The organism is Pseudomonas sp. R45(2017) (genome assembly GCF_002112305.1).
Lineage (GTDB): Bacteria > Pseudomonadota > Gammaproteobacteria > Pseudomonadales > Pseudomonadaceae > Aquipseudomonas > Aquipseudomonas paraglycinae.
In genome coordinates this window covers 54,506-70,331 of record NZ_NEHH01000008.1, presented here as the reverse complement: position 1 = coordinate 70,331, position 15,826 = coordinate 54,506, and the positions used below count along the sequence as shown (strand labels likewise).

General features: G+C 57.3%; 27 protein-coding genes. 12 read left to right on the top strand and 15 right to left on the bottom strand.

What is annotated here, in order from left to right:
- The first annotated feature begins 1 nt into the window (after nucleotide 1).
- Nucleotides 2–190 carry a hypothetical protein gene (locus CAF74_RS19070; RefSeq protein ID WP_085747340.1) on the top strand — a complete coding sequence of 63 codons (189 nt, stop codon included), beginning with the start codon at nucleotides 2–4 and terminating at the stop codon, nucleotides 188–190.
- A gap of 68 nt (nucleotides 191–258) precedes the next feature.
- Nucleotides 259–768: a hypothetical protein gene (locus CAF74_RS19065; protein WP_256578390.1), complete on the top strand. Its 510-nt coding sequence runs from the start codon at nucleotides 259–261 to the stop codon at nucleotides 766–768.
- 35 nt (nucleotides 769–803) lie between these two features.
- On the opposite strand, the gene CAF74_RS19060 is transcribed toward CAF74_RS19065, so the two are convergent.
- From CAF74_RS19060 to CAF74_RS19015, 10 genes are all read right to left on the bottom strand, one after another.
- On the bottom strand, nucleotides 804–1,187 hold the full coding sequence (locus tag CAF74_RS19060) for a hypothetical protein (RefSeq protein ID WP_085747338.1): 384 nt from the start codon (nucleotides 1,185–1,187) through the stop codon (nucleotides 804–806).
- An 81-nt stretch (nucleotides 1,188–1,268) separates the two neighbouring features.
- Entirely contained in the window at nucleotides 1,269–1,733 is a 465-nt protein-coding gene (locus tag CAF74_RS19055; RefSeq protein ID WP_085747337.1) for a hypothetical protein, read from the bottom strand.
- Nucleotides 1,730–1,972, bottom strand: coding sequence for a hypothetical protein (locus tag CAF74_RS19050; RefSeq protein ID WP_085747336.1), 243 nt, complete (start codon nucleotides 1,970–1,972; stop codon nucleotides 1,730–1,732). Before CAF74_RS19050 ends, CAF74_RS19055 begins: the two co-directional genes overlap by 4 nt.
- Nucleotides 1,969–2,736 carry a lambda exonuclease family protein gene (locus CAF74_RS19045; RefSeq protein ID WP_085747335.1) on the bottom strand — a complete coding sequence of 256 codons (768 nt, stop codon included), beginning with the start codon at nucleotides 2,734–2,736 and terminating at the stop codon, nucleotides 1,969–1,971. Before CAF74_RS19045 ends, CAF74_RS19050 begins: the two co-directional genes overlap by 4 nt.
- Nucleotides 2,733–3,536 (bottom strand): ERF family protein, encoded by an 804-nt coding sequence (locus CAF74_RS19040; RefSeq protein ID WP_176240493.1) that lies wholly within the window; start codon nucleotides 3,534–3,536, stop codon nucleotides 2,733–2,735. The genes CAF74_RS19045 and CAF74_RS19040 overlap by 4 nt, the downstream gene beginning before the upstream one ends.
- A gap of 7 nt (nucleotides 3,537–3,543) precedes the next feature.
- On the bottom strand, nucleotides 3,544–4,701 hold the full coding sequence (locus tag CAF74_RS19035) for a hypothetical protein (protein WP_085747334.1): 1,158 nt from the start codon (nucleotides 4,699–4,701) through the stop codon (nucleotides 3,544–3,546).
- A 156-nt stretch (nucleotides 4,702–4,857) separates the two neighbouring features.
- A complete protein-coding gene (locus CAF74_RS19030; RefSeq protein WP_085747333.1) occupies nucleotides 4,858–5,052 on the bottom strand; it encodes a hypothetical protein in 195 nt (64 codons plus the stop codon).
- Nucleotides 5,049–5,240 carry a hypothetical protein gene (locus tag CAF74_RS19025; protein WP_085747332.1) on the bottom strand — a complete coding sequence of 64 codons (192 nt, stop codon included), beginning with the start codon at nucleotides 5,238–5,240 and terminating at the stop codon, nucleotides 5,049–5,051. Before CAF74_RS19025 ends, CAF74_RS19030 begins: the two co-directional genes overlap by 4 nt.
- Nucleotides 5,237–5,641 (bottom strand): hypothetical protein, encoded by a 405-nt coding sequence (locus CAF74_RS19020; protein WP_085747331.1) that lies wholly within the window; start codon nucleotides 5,639–5,641, stop codon nucleotides 5,237–5,239. The genes CAF74_RS19025 and CAF74_RS19020 overlap by 4 nt, the downstream gene beginning before the upstream one ends.
- Before the next feature lie 921 nt (nucleotides 5,642–6,562).
- Nucleotides 6,563–6,979 carry a superinfection immunity protein gene (locus CAF74_RS19015; RefSeq protein ID WP_085747330.1) on the bottom strand — a complete coding sequence of 139 codons (417 nt, stop codon included), beginning with the start codon at nucleotides 6,977–6,979 and terminating at the stop codon, nucleotides 6,563–6,565.
- A 137-nt stretch (nucleotides 6,980–7,116) separates the two neighbouring features.
- On the opposite strand from CAF74_RS19015, the gene CAF74_RS19010 reads away from it, so the two are divergent.
- Nucleotides 7,117–7,338 (top strand): hypothetical protein, encoded by a 222-nt coding sequence (locus CAF74_RS19010; RefSeq protein WP_085747329.1) that lies wholly within the window; start codon nucleotides 7,117–7,119, stop codon nucleotides 7,336–7,338.
- 113 nt (nucleotides 7,339–7,451) lie between these two features.
- Here the strand turns inward: CAF74_RS19010 and CAF74_RS19005 are convergent, their stop codons facing one another.
- The 5 genes from CAF74_RS19005 to CAF74_RS18985 form a co-directional block, all read right to left on the bottom strand.
- A complete protein-coding gene (locus CAF74_RS19005) occupies nucleotides 7,452–7,802 on the bottom strand; it encodes a hypothetical protein (protein WP_139832922.1) in 351 nt (116 codons plus the stop codon).
- Between the two features lie 66 nt (nucleotides 7,803–7,868).
- Nucleotides 7,869–8,612: a hypothetical protein gene (locus CAF74_RS19000; RefSeq protein WP_085747327.1), complete on the bottom strand. Its 744-nt coding sequence runs from the start codon at nucleotides 8,610–8,612 to the stop codon at nucleotides 7,869–7,871.
- The gene (locus CAF74_RS18995; RefSeq protein WP_139832921.1) at nucleotides 8,609–8,950 is read right to left on the bottom strand and encodes a hypothetical protein; all 342 of its coding nucleotides are present in this window, start codon (nucleotides 8,948–8,950) and stop codon (nucleotides 8,609–8,611) included. Before CAF74_RS18995 ends, CAF74_RS19000 begins: the two co-directional genes overlap by 4 nt.
- A 103-nt stretch (nucleotides 8,951–9,053) precedes the next feature.
- Nucleotides 9,054–9,275, bottom strand: coding sequence for a hypothetical protein (locus tag CAF74_RS18990; RefSeq protein WP_085747325.1), 222 nt, complete (start codon nucleotides 9,273–9,275; stop codon nucleotides 9,054–9,056).
- A gap of 83 nt (nucleotides 9,276–9,358) precedes the next feature.
- Entirely contained in the window at nucleotides 9,359–10,090 is a 732-nt protein-coding gene (locus CAF74_RS18985) for a helix-turn-helix transcriptional regulator (protein ID WP_085747324.1), read from the bottom strand.
- 87 nt (nucleotides 10,091–10,177) lie between these two features.
- Between CAF74_RS18985 and CAF74_RS18980 the strand changes: the two genes are divergently transcribed.
- The 9 genes from CAF74_RS18980 to CAF74_RS18940 all read left to right on the top strand — a co-directional run bounded on the left by CAF74_RS18980 (nucleotide 10,178) and on the right by CAF74_RS18940 (nucleotide 15,706).
- Complete coding sequence (locus CAF74_RS18980; protein ID WP_085747323.1) at nucleotides 10,178–10,393, top strand: YdaS family helix-turn-helix protein; 216 nt, start codon at nucleotides 10,178–10,180, stop codon at nucleotides 10,391–10,393.
- Nucleotides 10,394–10,447: 54 nt separating this feature from the next.
- Nucleotides 10,448–11,065 (top strand): hypothetical protein, encoded by a 618-nt coding sequence (locus CAF74_RS18975; RefSeq protein WP_085747322.1) that lies wholly within the window; start codon nucleotides 10,448–10,450, stop codon nucleotides 11,063–11,065.
- A gap of 179 nt (nucleotides 11,066–11,244) precedes the next feature.
- Nucleotides 11,245–12,216, top strand: coding sequence for a phage replication protein (locus CAF74_RS18970; RefSeq protein ID WP_085747321.1), 972 nt, complete (start codon nucleotides 11,245–11,247; stop codon nucleotides 12,214–12,216).
- Complete coding sequence (locus tag CAF74_RS18965; RefSeq protein WP_085747320.1) at nucleotides 12,203–13,000, top strand: hypothetical protein; 798 nt, start codon at nucleotides 12,203–12,205, stop codon at nucleotides 12,998–13,000. The genes CAF74_RS18970 and CAF74_RS18965 overlap by 14 nt, the downstream gene beginning before the upstream one ends.
- Nucleotides 12,997–13,224: a hypothetical protein gene (locus tag CAF74_RS18960; protein WP_085747319.1), complete on the top strand. Its 228-nt coding sequence runs from the start codon at nucleotides 12,997–12,999 to the stop codon at nucleotides 13,222–13,224. The genes CAF74_RS18965 and CAF74_RS18960 overlap by 4 nt, the downstream gene beginning before the upstream one ends.
- A complete protein-coding gene (locus CAF74_RS18955; protein WP_085747318.1) occupies nucleotides 13,217–13,687 on the top strand; it encodes a hypothetical protein in 471 nt (156 codons plus the stop codon). The genes CAF74_RS18960 and CAF74_RS18955 overlap by 8 nt, the downstream gene beginning before the upstream one ends.
- Nucleotides 13,684–14,286 carry a recombination protein NinG gene (locus CAF74_RS18950; RefSeq protein WP_085747317.1) on the top strand — a complete coding sequence of 201 codons (603 nt, stop codon included), beginning with the start codon at nucleotides 13,684–13,686 and terminating at the stop codon, nucleotides 14,284–14,286. The genes CAF74_RS18955 and CAF74_RS18950 overlap by 4 nt, the downstream gene beginning before the upstream one ends.
- On the top strand, nucleotides 14,283–14,954 hold the full coding sequence (locus CAF74_RS18945) for a hypothetical protein (RefSeq protein WP_085747316.1): 672 nt from the start codon (nucleotides 14,283–14,285) through the stop codon (nucleotides 14,952–14,954). The genes CAF74_RS18950 and CAF74_RS18945 overlap by 4 nt, the downstream gene beginning before the upstream one ends.
- Nucleotides 14,955–15,085: 131 nt before the next feature.
- The gene (locus CAF74_RS18940) at nucleotides 15,086–15,706 is read left to right on the top strand and encodes a hypothetical protein (RefSeq protein ID WP_085747315.1); all 621 of its coding nucleotides are present in this window, start codon (nucleotides 15,086–15,088) and stop codon (nucleotides 15,704–15,706) included.
- Nucleotides 15,707–15,826: the final 120 nt, after the last annotated feature.

The window sequence follows — 15,826 nt, the reverse complement described above, 5'->3', positions numbered from 1 at the left end:
CATGAGGTTGCAGAGCGATGTGGATGCGCTAGCGGCTATCGAAGAGGACGCTAAAGCAATGCTGAAACGGATAGGGCTGCCTGACGACGCAGTGAAGCTGGAGATTGCCGTGTTTCTTCGGGAGGTGATCGACCTAGCCGGGTACATGGAGTCGGGGCATCGAGTCTTTGAGCCGCCGAACTTCGCCTGATCTGGCGTATTGCTGATCGTTGATGTATTTGTGTTCGGCCCGGCATGGGGCCGGATCAAGGAACTGATATGGCTGAAGATACGAAGAACTTTTCTGCATGGATGAGGGCTGCCGACGTTCAGGCATCCGTTTCGCGCTGTGCCGACCTATTTAACTGTGGCATTTTTAACTCCAACAACACCGCCGGGCCGTTGTTCGAATCAGCAGTAACACTTTTGTTGGTCCATCTAAACGATCTGCTGCAGAAAGCGAAACTAGACGGGAAGCGCGTAGATTTTGCTGACGACATGAAGGCAACTGACGCAGTAGCCGATGTCACTGACTTAGTTCGGGCATGCAGAAATGCTGCCTGTCATGTCACGAGTGGGGAGCACAAGATTGATTCTAATAAATTCACATTTTGTGTGACGTCTGGTTATGGACCAAGTGCGTTTGTTATCGACGGCCTTGAAATGGGTTGCAATCACGAAGATGACATTGCAATTTACTACGGTAAGAATCGAATTTATCTTAGGCGGCACCTGCTCAGGAGCTTTGAGTTGGTTGCCAAGATGTATCAAAGCGACGGCCGCTGGTAGCGATGCACTATCTCTGATTCGTATCGTGGCAATTGCTACTTGGGCATATCGATTTCGTCGTCAGGTTCTGGCGGATCGTCGGCAAGCGACTTCATGCCGGCGGCCTGAATAATGCGCGACACCTTTTCAGAAACAACAAAAGGTGTCGTGACACACTTGAGCATTTGGGCCTGAGTTTCGAAGTCGGCGGCGATCAGGTTCCGCAGCAGGTTCTGATAGACCTCCTGCTGGTTGTTGAAGCCGTGGGCGGCTATAACCCGCCTGAGGTCTGGCTTGAACACGCCGGCGACTTCAACCGTAAACTTCTCGACGCCCAATGCAGCGTCCTTCGCTGCTGCCTTCTCGCGCTTCTTGCGCTGCTTGATGGCCTCCGCCGTCAGCTGCGGCTCGACCGGCGCAAGTTCCTGTTCTTCGGCCATGGCCTACCTCTTCAATTCCGCTGGCCGGCAAGTCCAGCCAGGTCTGTCGGCGGCGCGTGGCCGCCCGGTTTGTGGTTCGTTTCACGCTGCTACCTTCACCTGATGCCAGGCGCCGGCGGCGAGGAACAGCTTCGCGGCCTCTGCCTCTGTCAGCGACACCTCGGCCGGGATGGCGACCCATCCCGACGCGACCATGTGGTTCGGGTTGCAGGTGCCGCGCAGCTCCAGGTAGTAATGCTCGATCGCATCAGTCAAGCGCTCGACTTTGTACATGCCCTGCGGCGAGATTTCCGTGGACTTCAGGTACTCGGTACCCAGCTCATCGCGGCACATCGCGGCGATGTAGATCGTCCAGTGATAGGAGAAATCGAAGAGGGCGTTGGCGATCGCCAGACTCCGGATCTGCCGGCAATTCTTCCAGTTCACCATGATCTGGCTGCCGCTCGGGTCGATGTTCACCACCGCGACGTGGTTTGTGCTGAGCAGCGCCCGGCAACTGCGTTCAGCCCGGGCGAAACCGTTGTTGGGTTTGCGTTTCGATTTCATAGCGAGTCCGCCATCTTGCGCAGCGCCCTTCGTTCTGCGGCCGATATCGGCTTCGGGCGCCGCTTGAGGACCGTTTCAGGGTCTATTTTCTTCGAGCGGGGCGGTGGCAGCGGGTTGCGCGGCGGGCTTTTCAGTTGGTCGATCCGCCCTCCAGCGGCCAGGTACTGGGCGACTCGTTCAGAGATCGCCTCAGCGTCCGGCCGGTGCTGCTCCACCAGATTGAGGTGGTTGCTTATCATGCTGCCTTGCTCCGCAGTTTCGCCTCGTATCCGTCCACCAGCAGCTTGAACTGCCAGAGGTCTTCTTCGAGCTGTTCGATGTAGTCGTCGTCGCGCTTGAACTCTTGCAGCCACAACTGGCGCCCGACCGGTTTGAGAAGAGGGCAGTACATCCCGATATGCCACCACTTGCGGCCGGTGATCCACATGCAGCCCTGCACCTGGTCGATGACATCGCTGGCATCGTTGTCGATGTGGAAGGTGCGCAGCTTTTCGGGGGAGAGGAAGCATTTGTACTCGCTGCCGCCATCCTCGCCGATGAACCCGTCCGCGCTGGCGCCAAACACCCCGTCGTCCGTTTTCACCAGTCCGACCTGGGTCACGATCAGGCCCGTCTGGATTTCGTGCTCCATGCGAGCTTCTGGCTCCAGTTCGTGGCCACGACGCATTTGCCACGTTTCGAATCCGCCATCCAGCGGCGCGCCGCCGATCCGCTCTACCGCCAGCTCGAAGGCATAGGTGAGCGCGGCATTCGAAGGCTCGCCGACTTTCTCGCCGTCCAGAGCGCGCTGCACGACTTCGGCTTTCGGCCCAGCCTTGTAGCCAGCCAGGTCTCGGGCTTTGCTTTCGCTGTGGCCGGCCAGAATCGCGTCAACGTACGTCCGCTGCTGGGCGGTGAGCCCGTTCACCTTGGAGCGGGCGGTGCTGAACATGCTGGCGGTGATGACCCCGGCGCGACCTTGCAGCCACTCGGCGGAGCCTTGTGTGCAGTTGAGGACAATCATTGTTTGCCTCCAGAGTTTGCGCTGAGTTGCTGGCCGCGCGTGGTTACAGCAACTTTCAGGGCCTCGTAGAGGTCAGTCGCCGTCTGTTTATCGGTGGGTTTCAAGTCCTTCGACACCTTCACGCCCGCTTGCCAGACCGCCGTGAGCGAGTCCTTTGTTTCGGCTGCGTAAGCTTTCGGTATCCACTCATTCATGAGCTCGCCGAGGCTTTGGGCCTGATCTCCGTTTCCGTCGTCGTCTTCATTGGTCAAAACGACGTTGAAGATCATCATCGTCAGGTAACGGCGGGCGTAGCTGTAGGTAGATCCGCTGGCGTGCACACCTGTCTTGTTCACGCTGCCCTTAATCCCGGCAGCGTCGATTGGCAGGTCGACGTGATACCGCTTCGTGTGCCCGTCTTCATGCATGCAGTCGCATACTGTTCGGATGTGGCCGACCAGAGGGCTGTCACCTGTGCCGAACGATAGGGAAAAACCGTAGGAGGTGTAGACGGGCGATATCTTCCGATCGATCGATTCCAGGGCGGCGTAAGCGCTGTTCGTTTGCGCGTTGAATTTGTCGCGAAACACCGGGCCGATTTCGGCTTGGGCGCGCACCATTGCAGCGTTGAATGCTGCTGCCGCGGCGCGGTCTGTGTGCCGCTCGTACATTTCCATCATTTTCTGCATTTTGTCTGCATCGAATGCTGGGTCTGTCGCGGCGCGCTGGATCATAGTCAGCATCGCAGTTGATTCGCTGGTGGTCGCAAGGGGCGCGACCTGCTGAGCGTCACGCTGCTCGGCAAGGGCTGTGCTATTCATGGCGGCCTCAGTACTGGATGGCGATTGCTGGGATCTTGCGCTGGGCGATCAGGGTGATTGCCTGCTTTGCGCACTCCTCAGGCATGCCGCCGGCGATGAAGGCTTCCAAAGCGGCACGATTGATTGCTCGACGGTGCGATTCGTCGCGCTCCCTGGCTTCTTGCTGGCGAACGATTTCAGCTGCGGCAGCATCAGCGCGGCGGCGCTCTTCGATCCGAGCTTGCTCTGCTGCTTGTTCGGCACGCTTCACTGCGGCTTGGCGCTCCTGCTCAGCGCGTTGCTCGGCGTCGATGCGATTCGATTCCGCCTGCTCTGCTGCCAGTCGAGCATGTTCGGCCTGCTGCTCAAGCTGGAGGCGCTGACGTTCGGCCTGTGCCTCTGCATCGCGGGCAGCTTGCTCGGCAGCACGCTGCGCGGCGGCAGCCTGATCAAGCAACTCCTGCTCGCGGCGGGCGGCAGCGTCTCGTTCGGCCTGTGCGCGCTGTTCAGCCTCGCGGCGCGCACGCTCTTCAGCTTCCCGGGCGATCTGCGCGTCACGGTCGCGCTGCGCCTGTGCTTCGGCTTCGGCGCGCAACCGGATCAGTTCGGCCTGCTCGGCTTCGTACCTCGCTCGCTCGGCGTGCAGGCCGCGCAGTTTGATCAGCGTCTGATCTTTCACCTGGGCAGCTTCTGCCAAGAACTCTTCCCAGCTATCGCCGATTTCGAGCAGTTCGAGATCGGCAATTACACTGGCGAGGTGACCAGATTTTGGCGCCTCGTCGAAGATGGCCAGGTCCTTGATGCGCTGGATCGCGTCGACGTGCGCATCAGTCCGGGCCAGCTCTTTCTGTTCCCAGTCTGTCAGCGGCTGGCGAGTGACATCACGCAGCGCGTCCATCTTATTGACGAAGTCGCGCAGCTCGGCCTCCACCACCTTCGGCATTTCCTTCAGGCGCTTCAGGTAGTCACGACCGGGCTTTTCGACGGCGGTCTTCGACTTGCTGACCTTGGCGGCCAAGGAGGCGATTCGATCGCGCCCCTTGCGAGTTGTCAGGTCTGGAACCTCGGCGGTGACTTCCGCCTGAACCGCCTCGAAGAACTGGCCCAGGCCACCTGCAACGTAAATCGCTGGCGCGTTCTCGGCGCTGATGTCGTCGATCTTGATCACTTGCTGTTGTGCGGACATGGGGAATCCTTGCCGCGCCCAGCGCAGCGATTGAATGCTTGGTTTATTGAGTGATGCGGTCGGCGAGGGCGCTGAGCAGCATCAAGAAGGTGAAAACGCCAATGGCGGAGAAAGAACCGCGCCGGATTAGCACGCGACGGGCAAGCTGGCGACCGGTCACGGCCGAACCTTCACAGCGATCCGTTTGCCCTTCATGGACGGTGCCAAGCGTTGCGGGAGATTCGAAACCAACTCCTCGCGCTTGCGACCGATCACCTCGTTGAAAGGAAGACCGAAGCCGAGAAGGGCGATCTTGTGTTCGATGTCCTCCATCTGCTCGTCGATGAGCGATTTAACCGGTGCCGTACTCATGCCGTCTCCTTGCGCTGCTGACAGACGTCACGCAGCCGCTTGCAGTAGTGGTTGAACTCGTCGATGGTGATAGCGCCGTCGGTGAAGAGGCGGGTGATCAGGCCCTGGACTAGCAAACTGATATCTTCTTCGCCGGCTGGTGCTGACACGCCATCAAGAGCCTGATCGATCAGGATGTGCGGGCTCAAAAGCCACACTCCTGCTCGACGCGATCGCTTTCGCGCTTTGCATCGCGGTATTCGTTGGCGTGAACCGCGACCAAGTCACCAGCCAGCGCTCGAACGATCAGCGGATCACCGCCGACGGCTTCGACCGCCCAAGTGTGCAAGATCCCGCCGTCGCCGCGCCGGACCAACTCGATCAGGATTTTCTCGATGTTCCGATCGGGATCCGGGGTCGCGGCCATGTGATCCGCCAGCGCTTCCGGCAAGTGATCAGCGTTGACCAGAACCTTGCTTCGCCCCACCGGATTCGGCGCTTCGATATGGCGCCGGCACAGCAGATCGTCGACCGACTCGGCCAGCCATTTCTGACCAGCCTCCGTATCGAGAAAGTCGTCTTCCGGGATGAGCTTGCGTAGAGCTGACATGGTCGTCTCCAGGGTGGCGGGTGTTGATCCAACAAAACTCGGATGCACTCATCCGCTCCGCTGGTTGCCGTTGGGCGCGGAGGAGAGTGCATTCGGGGTGTGTCGGAGGGGGTAGGGAAGGAAAGCGATGTAGCGGGGCAGAGGGGCCGGCGGTGGAGATTTATTCCAAGCCGCCGGCAACGAACATGGTTACTCTACGGTGCAAATCCAGCGGTGGTTATGCCGGTATGGCGCGCGGGTAAAGTGGACATCTGAGACCAGATTCATTCCGCGCTGCTGGAGCGCCTCGGTCAGTTGCACGAGTGTCTCTGCTTGGATAGTCATTGCTGTCACCTCGTCAGATTTACTACGTTCATAATTCTTGACCGAGCGGGCAAGTTGCTAATTCATTTTTTTTCTACTTCGGCGATTGTTCAATCCATACTGCAGAGCGCTCCCTGACTGTCCCCTTCATCTGAGATTTAGGGCAAGGAGAGCTCTGCGCTATGGATTGATGCCGCTCCAGAAAAGCGGCATCAGTAAATTTACGGAAATTGCTCGCGCCTCCTACCGGGTCATTCGCCAGTTCGGTCAATACCTCGTCCGCCGTCGCAGTTCTGCGCGTTGGTAGCCTTTCGGGGCTATCGGATCGCCGGTCGCCAGTAGTGGCAGCGCGATTTTGTTCACCTGACTTCATCTCGCCCCACAGGTGTGGCCGGGGCTGACCTCCCAGCGTGAGCCGGGTAATCGTTTATGGCGCGGGTTGTTAAAGAGCGGCGGGTCTCTTGAGGCCCTTCGCAGTGGCTGTGTGTCGCTGCGATGAGCGAAATATAGGAGAACCCATATTTAGTGTCAATGGGTATACCCATAAAATTCAATTCTCCTGTATTTCTGGTCGCAAAAAGCCCGCGATTGGCGGGCTTTAGATGGCGCCAAGGTTAATTAGGCGGGCTGCTTTTCCAAATCAGAACCACAGTACCTGCACTTCTTGGCGGCGGCCTTGATGGTTTCGGCACAGAAAGGGCAGTCTTTCGTTTCGAGCTTGCGTTCTGGTTCGCGGTGCGTTGATTCAGGAAAGCCACTTTCTCTTGCGAACTCGATGGGTGTGGGCCTGCTTAGAGCCCATATGAATGCAACAAGCCAACCAATAAACGTCCATCCTGCCAAGAGGTTCAGTGCGAAGATGGGGGTAGCTTTGGGATGTTCGCCAAGCGCACAGATCGCCGGATAGAAGTACAGAGCTACGGCGCTCGGGATAAGCACAATTCGGGCGAGGACTGCAAAATCGCCGTAGCCACGACCAACTAATAAGCTGACTAGGCAAACAATTAACCAAATGGCTAACCCCAAAATTTTCATCATCGACCTCCCTGGAATAGTGGGAGAACTCTAGCACTCATGGCTGAGCGCCACCATCTGCTGCGCCGTCAGTCGCCGACACTGAACGGCCGCGCAATGGTGGATCTCTACCGGTGCACACCCACCAGGTACTCACCATGAACGACGATCGGAAAAAGCAGGCGTTGGTTGCTTGGCGGAAATTACTCGAAGAGCCGGAGATTAGGATGGATACCGAAGAGCAGTACGATGAGTTGCTCAAAATGGCAGACGCCATGGAGCAAGATGGCCTGATAACTGCAGGTGAGTGGCGTCAGCTGGTGAGAGAGGCTGGTACGAGGTTCGCTCAAGCAACTGAAGGGCTTGAGGGCGGTACTTAGAAGAGAAGGGCAGGCATGAAAAAGCCCGCTCAGTAGCGGGCTAATGAACCGAGCGGGCAGCTCCACACACAAACGTGGAGAGTGAGTTGCTACCCAATCTTCAAGATGTCGCTCTAAGCGGACTTCAGTAAGGCTGAACACTGGGCGTCATACCGTGCTCTGAACGTTGCAATATTCTCTGAAGTCATTTTCCCCGGGATTTCTTTAGCCAGCTCTACCATTTTTTGCGCGACTAGATCCTGAGCCTCTGGAGTGTCTCCTGCGCGTTTTAGAAAGGTATAAAAGGCTTCGGAGGACTGTTTTCGGCTCATATCTGGTTGATCGCCTGCCACCGACAGTATTTCGTAGTAAGCCGCGCAGTGGATTTCTTCATCGTTCTTATCGTTTGCTTGCGCTGCAAACGGGGTAATGCAGAGTAGGGTTAGGAGCAGAGGAGAAAAGCGCATACGTGTGAGTTCTTTCATATAGGGGGCTGCATTTTATCAGCTCGAGGCGCGGAACGAAAAAGCCCGGCGCTGGGCCGGGCTAATTTACTGCTTCGCTGCTGGCGGTGCAGTAACAGGTGAAGGGGGCGTGCTGAGAGCTTTTTGTTGAGCTTGTATTTGCTCAAGCAACTTCTGAGTAGCTGCAGTCTGCTGCTTTGCTTCCTGGACGACCTGAGCAGTATCCCGGCCTGAGTCAAAGCTGGAAACGCCATAGGCAAGAATCGCACCCACCAATGTGATGGTAACGACTGCTGCACCCCATATATTGGCTTTTAGGTTTTTGAGGTAGGACAACTCAACATGGATAGCCTTAAGCTCTCCGCGAGACTCTGCAGAGTCTTGCCGAACCGCCGCGAGAGTTTCTCTTACGGTGGCCTCAAAACCGGCCAGGCGCGCTTCTACCCGAGCATTCGTAGCCTCGATTTTTGCATCCAATTCTTCGCGCGTGATGTCGTTCATAGATGCAGTATCGCGCTGCTTGCGAGAGTTGTCACTTTCGGCAGGCTTTTTCCTTGCGATGCGATCTACGAATTCAGAATTTTTTTTGATCGCCTGAGGCTTGTGCATATGCCCAGCATTCAAGGCCGCAAACGCTTCGAGTTGGTCGAGAATCGCCTGCTCAGTAGCTGCAGATATAGTCGCCCACTCTGTTGCTGTAGACAGTAAAACCTTTGGCGGAGGGGGGGACTTGTCAATCTGGGATCGATATTGATCGATGATGAACTTATCACTGCCATCGTCATGATCCAATGGCCCAGAATACGCCTCTAAACCGAATTGCCCAGTCACTGGCCGTCCTCCGATCTCTCCCTGTCTTTGGAGTCATGAACCATTCTCAGCAGGGAAATAGCGAGCTGCTCGGCTACGTCCATCGGTATAGTGAGTGAGGCGACATCATTTCTATACGGCTTGCTTCTGCCTGTGCCAAATATCGCCTTCGACGGGTTTTCCGGATCCGGGACTATCGGTTCGCTTAAAACCTCAAGTGAGTCTCGCCCAAATGTTACGTGCACTCGCTCATCACCATTCCAGCTGATAGCCATGGCAGAATATCGATCTACATACTCATCAATGAAAACTGATGATCGCCGGTGGACGAGCTCGTGAATCATCGCTTTATCGCTCACTTTTTTCTCCATGTGCTGCGAATTGGTTTATTTGTTACAGCATCCCGCCGCGCGACACGACGCGCCCGATGATCCTAACTTCGTTTATTTCACCGTCCTGCCATCACCTTGTTCGTGCACCATAGAAGTGGTTGAGCAATACCAGCTCCACCACGGCAACAAAAACGCACAGTATGACAAAGCCAAGACTGAAAACTCGCTTGCGGCCTGACGAGCCTGCACCATCCCAGTTAACGCCCGATTCGCTGGCAGTCAACATCAGGAAGACCAGCCAAACTAGAGCCCATACCTTGCCCCAGAAGCTCAGATTTCTAAATGAGGCCATCCTAGTTTTTCCGTGTCCTGCTCGATTCGGCCGATCATTATTGCTTCTGCATAATCCGCCATCTTGTCCTGAGGTCCCGGCTATCAGCGCGAGTACATCGCCCACCAGAACACATGGCCAAGGATCGAGATCTGCTGCTCCTGGATCTGTTGGAACGTGTAGTCCTCGTCCGGATGCTCATCACGGTTGAAGCTGCGCAGGCGGAGGCCGATCGGTATCCGGTAAACCTGCTTCACGCGAAGCTGACCGTTGTGGTTGATGGCGTACATCTCGCCGTCAACGATATCGCTTAGGGAGTTTTTTCCCACGTTCACGCCGACCGTGGCGCCGTCGCGCAGCACGGGCATCATGCTGTTCCCGCCGACCTTCACACACCTCGCGTTGCTGAATTGAACGCCATTTTGGCGCAAATCCTTTTTGTTGAAGCGCAGACGGGAGTTGGCGTTTTCTTCGATCGCGAACCTGCCCGATCCTGCCGCAAGCTCGACTTCGTGAAGGAAGGGGACGTAGACCTCATCGTCATCGAGCGGGGTCTCGTCGTCCCAGGTTTCGATGGTGCCGAGTTTCACACTAGGCTGGATGCGTTCAGCCTGATGACCAGGCACACCCTTGAGCATGTCACCGACACCTTCAGCCAGCCACATCGGAGACACGCCACATACAGAGGCGATCTGAGCTGCGAAGGCTGTAGCCTTCGATTTTCCCCTCTCCAAATCGGAGATTGAGGTCTGCGTGAGTCCAGCGCGCTCAGCAAGCTCAGTCTGATTGAGCTTGGCGTGGCGGCGGGCGGTCTTGAGTCGGTCTTTGAATTTCATCCGTGGAGTATTACGGGCGCTCCCATACCCTTGCAAATCGGTATTCCCGTAACCTAAGATATGGGTATTCCCGTATGGAGGGGCATCATGAACGCAATTTATAAGGGACTCGTTGACTACTTCGGCACCCAGGAGGCCACCGCCGAAAGGCTCAAGGTTGATCAAAGCACCGTTTCCGGCTGGGTTCGGGGGAAGCACGGCATGTCTCCGGTTATTGCCAAGCGAGCGGAGGCGCTGACCGAAGGTGCTTTCAAAAAAGAAAAGCTGTGTCCTTCGTTTCCTTGGGCCGAGATGGCCGCCTGAGCAACATCCCTGTCCGCCAATCCGTTGAAGCCAGATTAGAAGAGAGCAGTCCCCATGGAAACGTCCAGTCCAAGACACACCGCACAAACCCGTGATCAAGTTCTGATCGCGCACGCTCAAAACCAGATCGCGCGCACCAGCTTGAGTCAGGACGATTTCGCCCAAGCGTTGAGCCGGGAGATCTGCCTACGGGTTCCAACAGCGAAGATCATCCAGGCAAAGGTCCCGGACTTTGACGAGCTAGCGCGTCTGAACAATGTAGGCGAATTCGTGAAGGCGACGGGCCGCTGGTTGAAGCGTGTTCAGCGTTGGCTGTCGGGCGATCAGGATATTCCGTCATGGCTGGAAGAGCCCTGGGTTAATGCTCTTGAGCCCGAGTTTCGCGACCACTGCATCAACGAACTGGCCGGACGCCACGGCTTGATCGGCGCCCGCCAGATGCAGAGCGACCAATGCGCCAACAAAAGCTTCGGTGCGCTGATCCGCGCACTGGGCGACGTGATCGATACCGGCAGCGAGGTCTTTGACGACCAGGTGATGTGCGAAGAGGACCTGCCGCACCTGCCGGCGTTCGCCAAGCAATGCCGTCAAGTTGAAGCAAGAGCAGGGGAGCTGGGCCGGAAAGCGGAGGCTCTGATCAACGGAAAGCCAGCACTGAGATCCATCGCCTAAATCCCGGGCACAAAAAAGCCGACGGAGAAGGTCGGCTGATTCGCAAAACTAGAGAGGCCCGATTATGCAGAGCCAACCCACCCCAAGCAATACCCCCAACAGTGTCGCGACACGTTTTTCGAATTCTCAAAACGTGTCGTGGGCTTTTATCTTTTCCGTTCACGTCAGGAATACCTGACATGCAGTTCACCGTCACGATCAATCAGGTGAAGGCGCTGGAGTGGGGGCTGAATTCTCAGCAGGCCCTGCTGTTCGCCTTCGTCTACGGCTGCCCGAGCTGGACCAAGCCAATCAAGACTGACGACGGGATCTTCTTCGCGTTGAGCAAGGCCAAAATCATTGAGGAGCTGCCGTTGCTCACCGATAAGCCAGACACCGCTTACCGCATGCTGAAGGCCCTGGAAGAGGCTAGGCTGATTGAGCTTTCCAGCACTTCGAACATCACACTGTTCCGCCTGACCGCGAAGGCGATCGAGTGGAACCAGAAGCTGGACGGGTCGGAAAAATATCCGACCCCACCGAAGAAGGAAGGTCGGAAGAAAATCCGATCTACCTCGGAAAAAAATCCGATCAAGGTCGGAGAAAAATCCGAGCCAGGGTCGGAAAAATCTCCGACAAATCAGGATACCAATCATCAGGATACCAATCAGGAAACCAGTCAGGACTTGCAGAGCGGTTCCGGCAAGCCGGCCCGCAACCTGGTGCTGGTGGTTGATCGCGTCGATGCTCCACGGGTTGAGATCCCCGCTGACATGCCGGGCCCCAAAGACCAATCCTGCAAAACCTTCAAGGTCTGGGCTAATTACGCCATGGCCTATCGCAAACGCTACAGCGCCTGGCCGGTGTGGAACGCCAAGATTGGTGGTCAGCTTGGCCAACTGGTCGACCGCCTCGGTGCCGATGTTGCTCACCACGTCGCCGCTCACTACCTGAAGACCAGCGACGCCGGCGTCCTGCGCAAGTGCCACAGCCTCAACGAGCTGCTGGCCAACGCCGAGAGCTACCACACCCAGTGGGTTACTGGTCAGCGCATTAACGGGACCACTGCCCGCCAGATGGAGCGCACCGAAGCAAACGTCTCCGCCGCCGAGCAGGCCGCGCAAATGGTCTTGGCCAAGCGCCAAGGAGGAGAGCGCAATGAATACCTCTGAAATGAACGATCACCAGGTTGCCGGGCTCGCCGCTGCGATCTGCGCTACCGCCGAGGCTATGGGTCAGGAAATGAACGCAGGCACCGCGGCGATGATGGCTGAAGACCTCTGCGCGTACTCGGTGCCCACAGTGAAGGCTGCGCTGAAAGCCTGTCGCTTTGAGGTGAAAGGCAAACTGGCGATGGCCGACATTCTCCAGCGTGTGCAGGCCGCCGACGGGCGTCCGGGCAAGGACGAAGCTTGGGCGATCGCAATGACCACGAACGACGAGTTCGAAACCGTGGTGCTGACCGACGAAATCCAGCTCGCGCTGGCTGCTGCAAAACCTGTCCTCGATGCTGGCGACAAGGTCGGTGCGCGCATGGCGTTCAACAGCGCTTACGAGCGGCTGGTCGGCCAGGCCCGAGAGGACAGCAAGCAGGCCAACTGGCATGTCTCTGTCGGCTTCGACGCCAACCGCCGCACACAGGCGATCACCAAGGCTGTGCAGATGCAGCGGATCCCGCAGGAGCGCGCCCAGCAGTATCTGGCCGACTTGAGTGTCGCGCCAGTTACCGAAGACGGCCGGGCGGTCGTTGCGCTGCTCACCGGCGATGTCGCTCGGCCTTCGCCAAAACTGCGGGAAAAGCTCGCTGCGGTGAAGAACTCGATGCTCGCCAAGCGAAAAGCCTCGGCCGAGGAAAAAACAGAACTGCGAATTCTGGCAGCCAATGAGCTGGCCGATCGCCGGGCACTGCTGATTCAGCAGGCCGAACAATTGAAAGCAAGGAGTGCGGCTCAATGACCATCGACAAACAAAAACTCCAGAAGCTGCTCTGGGCCGAGGCGGCGTCGTACCGCACCGATTGTGCAGACTGGAAGCGCAACACCGAGGCGCTGCAGGACTTTCTCGGGGAGAAAACAGTGGAAGAGGTGGCGCTGGAGTTGCTGGCCGAGAACGAGCGACTAACACGGCAACTCGGCGAGCTGATCAACGGATTGCCGAACAAGGTGGTCACCCATGGCTGACAAAATCTCCGTGAACTGTCAGGCGAAACTCTCTGAAGCAATCACCGCGCTCAGCACTATGTACCGCGACAAGAAGTTCGTCGTGGTGTCTCTGCGCCCGGGCAAGGACCGCACACTCGACCAGAACCGTCTCTGGTTCGCGATGTACAAGCGCATCTCCGAGATGACCCAGATCGGCGACGAGGCCGACGCCCGCCGGTACTGCAAGCTGCACGTCGGCGTGCAGATCCTGTTGAACGAGGATGCCGGGTTTCAGGCTGAGTGGTACCGGGTGATGCGTCACCTGCCGTACGAGACGAAGCTGGCCATGATGGGCGGCTGCCATCTGTTCGGGCCGGACGGTTTCCCGGTGACCAGCCTGTTCAATCGCGCTCAGGGCGTGGCGTACACCGACCGCATCGTCGCGCGCTTCGCGCCTCAGGGCGTGTACTTCGATGATCTGCTGAGCCAGGAGGCCGCATGACGATCGACCGGAAGCAGCCAAAGCCGAAGAAGTGCCGCGTTGAAACCTGCAGGGCCTCATTCGTCCCATCGCGGTTGGGACAGGCAGTATGCAGCCCGGCATGCGCACTGATCGATGCGCCGAAGAATCACGATAAGGCCCGCAAAGCCATCGCCCAGCGCGACCGCCGCGAGATCAAGGTCCGCAAGGATAAGTTGAAGAGCAGGGCGGATCACCTGCGCGAAGCCCAGGCCGCTGTGAACGAATACGTCCGTCTGCGTGACGCACACCTGCCGTGCATCAGCTGCGACTCAATGCCGAACGACAACGACCTGATGACCGGCAGCCGCTGGGACGCTGGTCATTACCGATCCGTGGGCGCCTGCCCGGAGCTGCGTTTCGAGCCGCTGAACATCCACCGCCAGTGCGTGAAGTGCAACCGTAACCTATCCGGCAACGCAGTCGAGTACCGGATCCGGTTGGTGCAGCGTCTCGGCGCCGACAAGGTGGCCTGGCTTGAGGGGCCTCATCCGGCCCGCAAATACACCGTGGAAGAAATCAAAACCATCAAGGCCGAATATCGGGCAAAGACCAGAGAACTGAAAAAGGAAGCAGCATGATCTACCACAACGTAATTTCTGCGGTCGTTCGTGCTTTGGCGGCCGAGACCATCAACAGCGCCGGCGGCTGCGACTTCGAACCAAAGGTGCAGACGAGCAAGCTCAAGGGTGAGATCACCGGCAAGGACGCAGCGCTTCTGATCGACTGCATTGTTCACAAGGTGCTGCACGCTCAGCTCTCGCCGCGACACTGGAACGCCCTGACCGCGAAGTACAGCACGCACAAGGGGCGCAAGGTCGAGTCGATCGGCCGACTGATCTCAGTGCTGGTCAGTCCTGCGCCAATGCTGTTCACGCAGAAGGCTGTGACTGTATGGGCGATCCCGCAGGTGAAGGGTGTTCGGCGAGAGGCTGTGAAGGCTCCCGCACCTGAGCGCCGTGATGACGAGGAAAAGTGGGGCTGGCGCAACGACGCGGCGGAGCGGGCCGTGGCCAGGGCAAACCAGCACTCACAGCAGAAAGCCGAGACGCGATCGAGCGACATGATCGTCCTGGCCGACTCGAACTACGACATGAACACCTGGGACAATCAGGGACTGAACGAGCGCACTTATCGGCGCTGGAATCAGGCGATCAAAGGCGCGCTGGAGAAGCTGGTTGACGAGGCGCTGGTGGAGGCTCAATTGCTTCTGGAAGAGGCTGAGGTGCTTACCGGTGAGGCGGCTTAAAAAGAGTCCATCAAAAGGACTTGCAATTGATGTCCGCATGTCCGATTATTTATCCATCCTGTCATTCCTACGTGCGGTGGGAATGATAAAAAAGCCCAGCCAAAGCGCTGGGCTTTTTTATGGAGTTTGAAATGGAATCAACCCAATTGGCTGCCGCGGCTCTAGGATGGGGCGATATAGCAAAAATCGTTCTGGCGAGCGGTGTGGTGGCAGCTTTGATTGGCTGGCTGAAAGACTGGGTTTTCAAGAGTCGAGATCAGCGAAAGGAAGCAAAGTTTGCGGCAATTGAGGTTGTTGGAAAGCTGGATCAATACGCTCGAGAATCAAGCCGTAACGTCAGACGTTATCGCGAGCTGAGCGCCCAGCTAGACCCGAACGCTCAGTATCAAAATTGGCCCGAGTGTATTTTTCCTGAGCTTGAAGTTGGACGAGACTCCTTAAAGTCAGTCGACACTGATCTTGCGAGTGAAGTCGCATGGTTTGCGACCACGAAGGAGCACGCAGATGAATACCTCTTTTATATCTATGATCAATCCGTAGATCCCCTGGAAGGTCCTGACTCTAGGGCAACGGTGATTGGCTTCATGGGCTATGAAGCTTACTTATTGGCCTGCAAACTGCGGAAGCATTACGACCTAATGGCTTATGCAACGCGGTGGGAACTCGCCGGTGACTTTGAGGATTTGCACAGCGATTGGAAGAAAGTAAAGAAAGAAATGGCTGATCGCTTGAGCCACAAACACGCCACGTGAAATAGTTTTTCGAATTATTCCGAGCCTCTGCAATTGCAGGGGCTTTTTCGTTTTCGGCTCCCTACACCCATTGCTTCGAGCAGGGAGTGCAGATGGAGCTGGTTTAAATCTGCGGGCCAA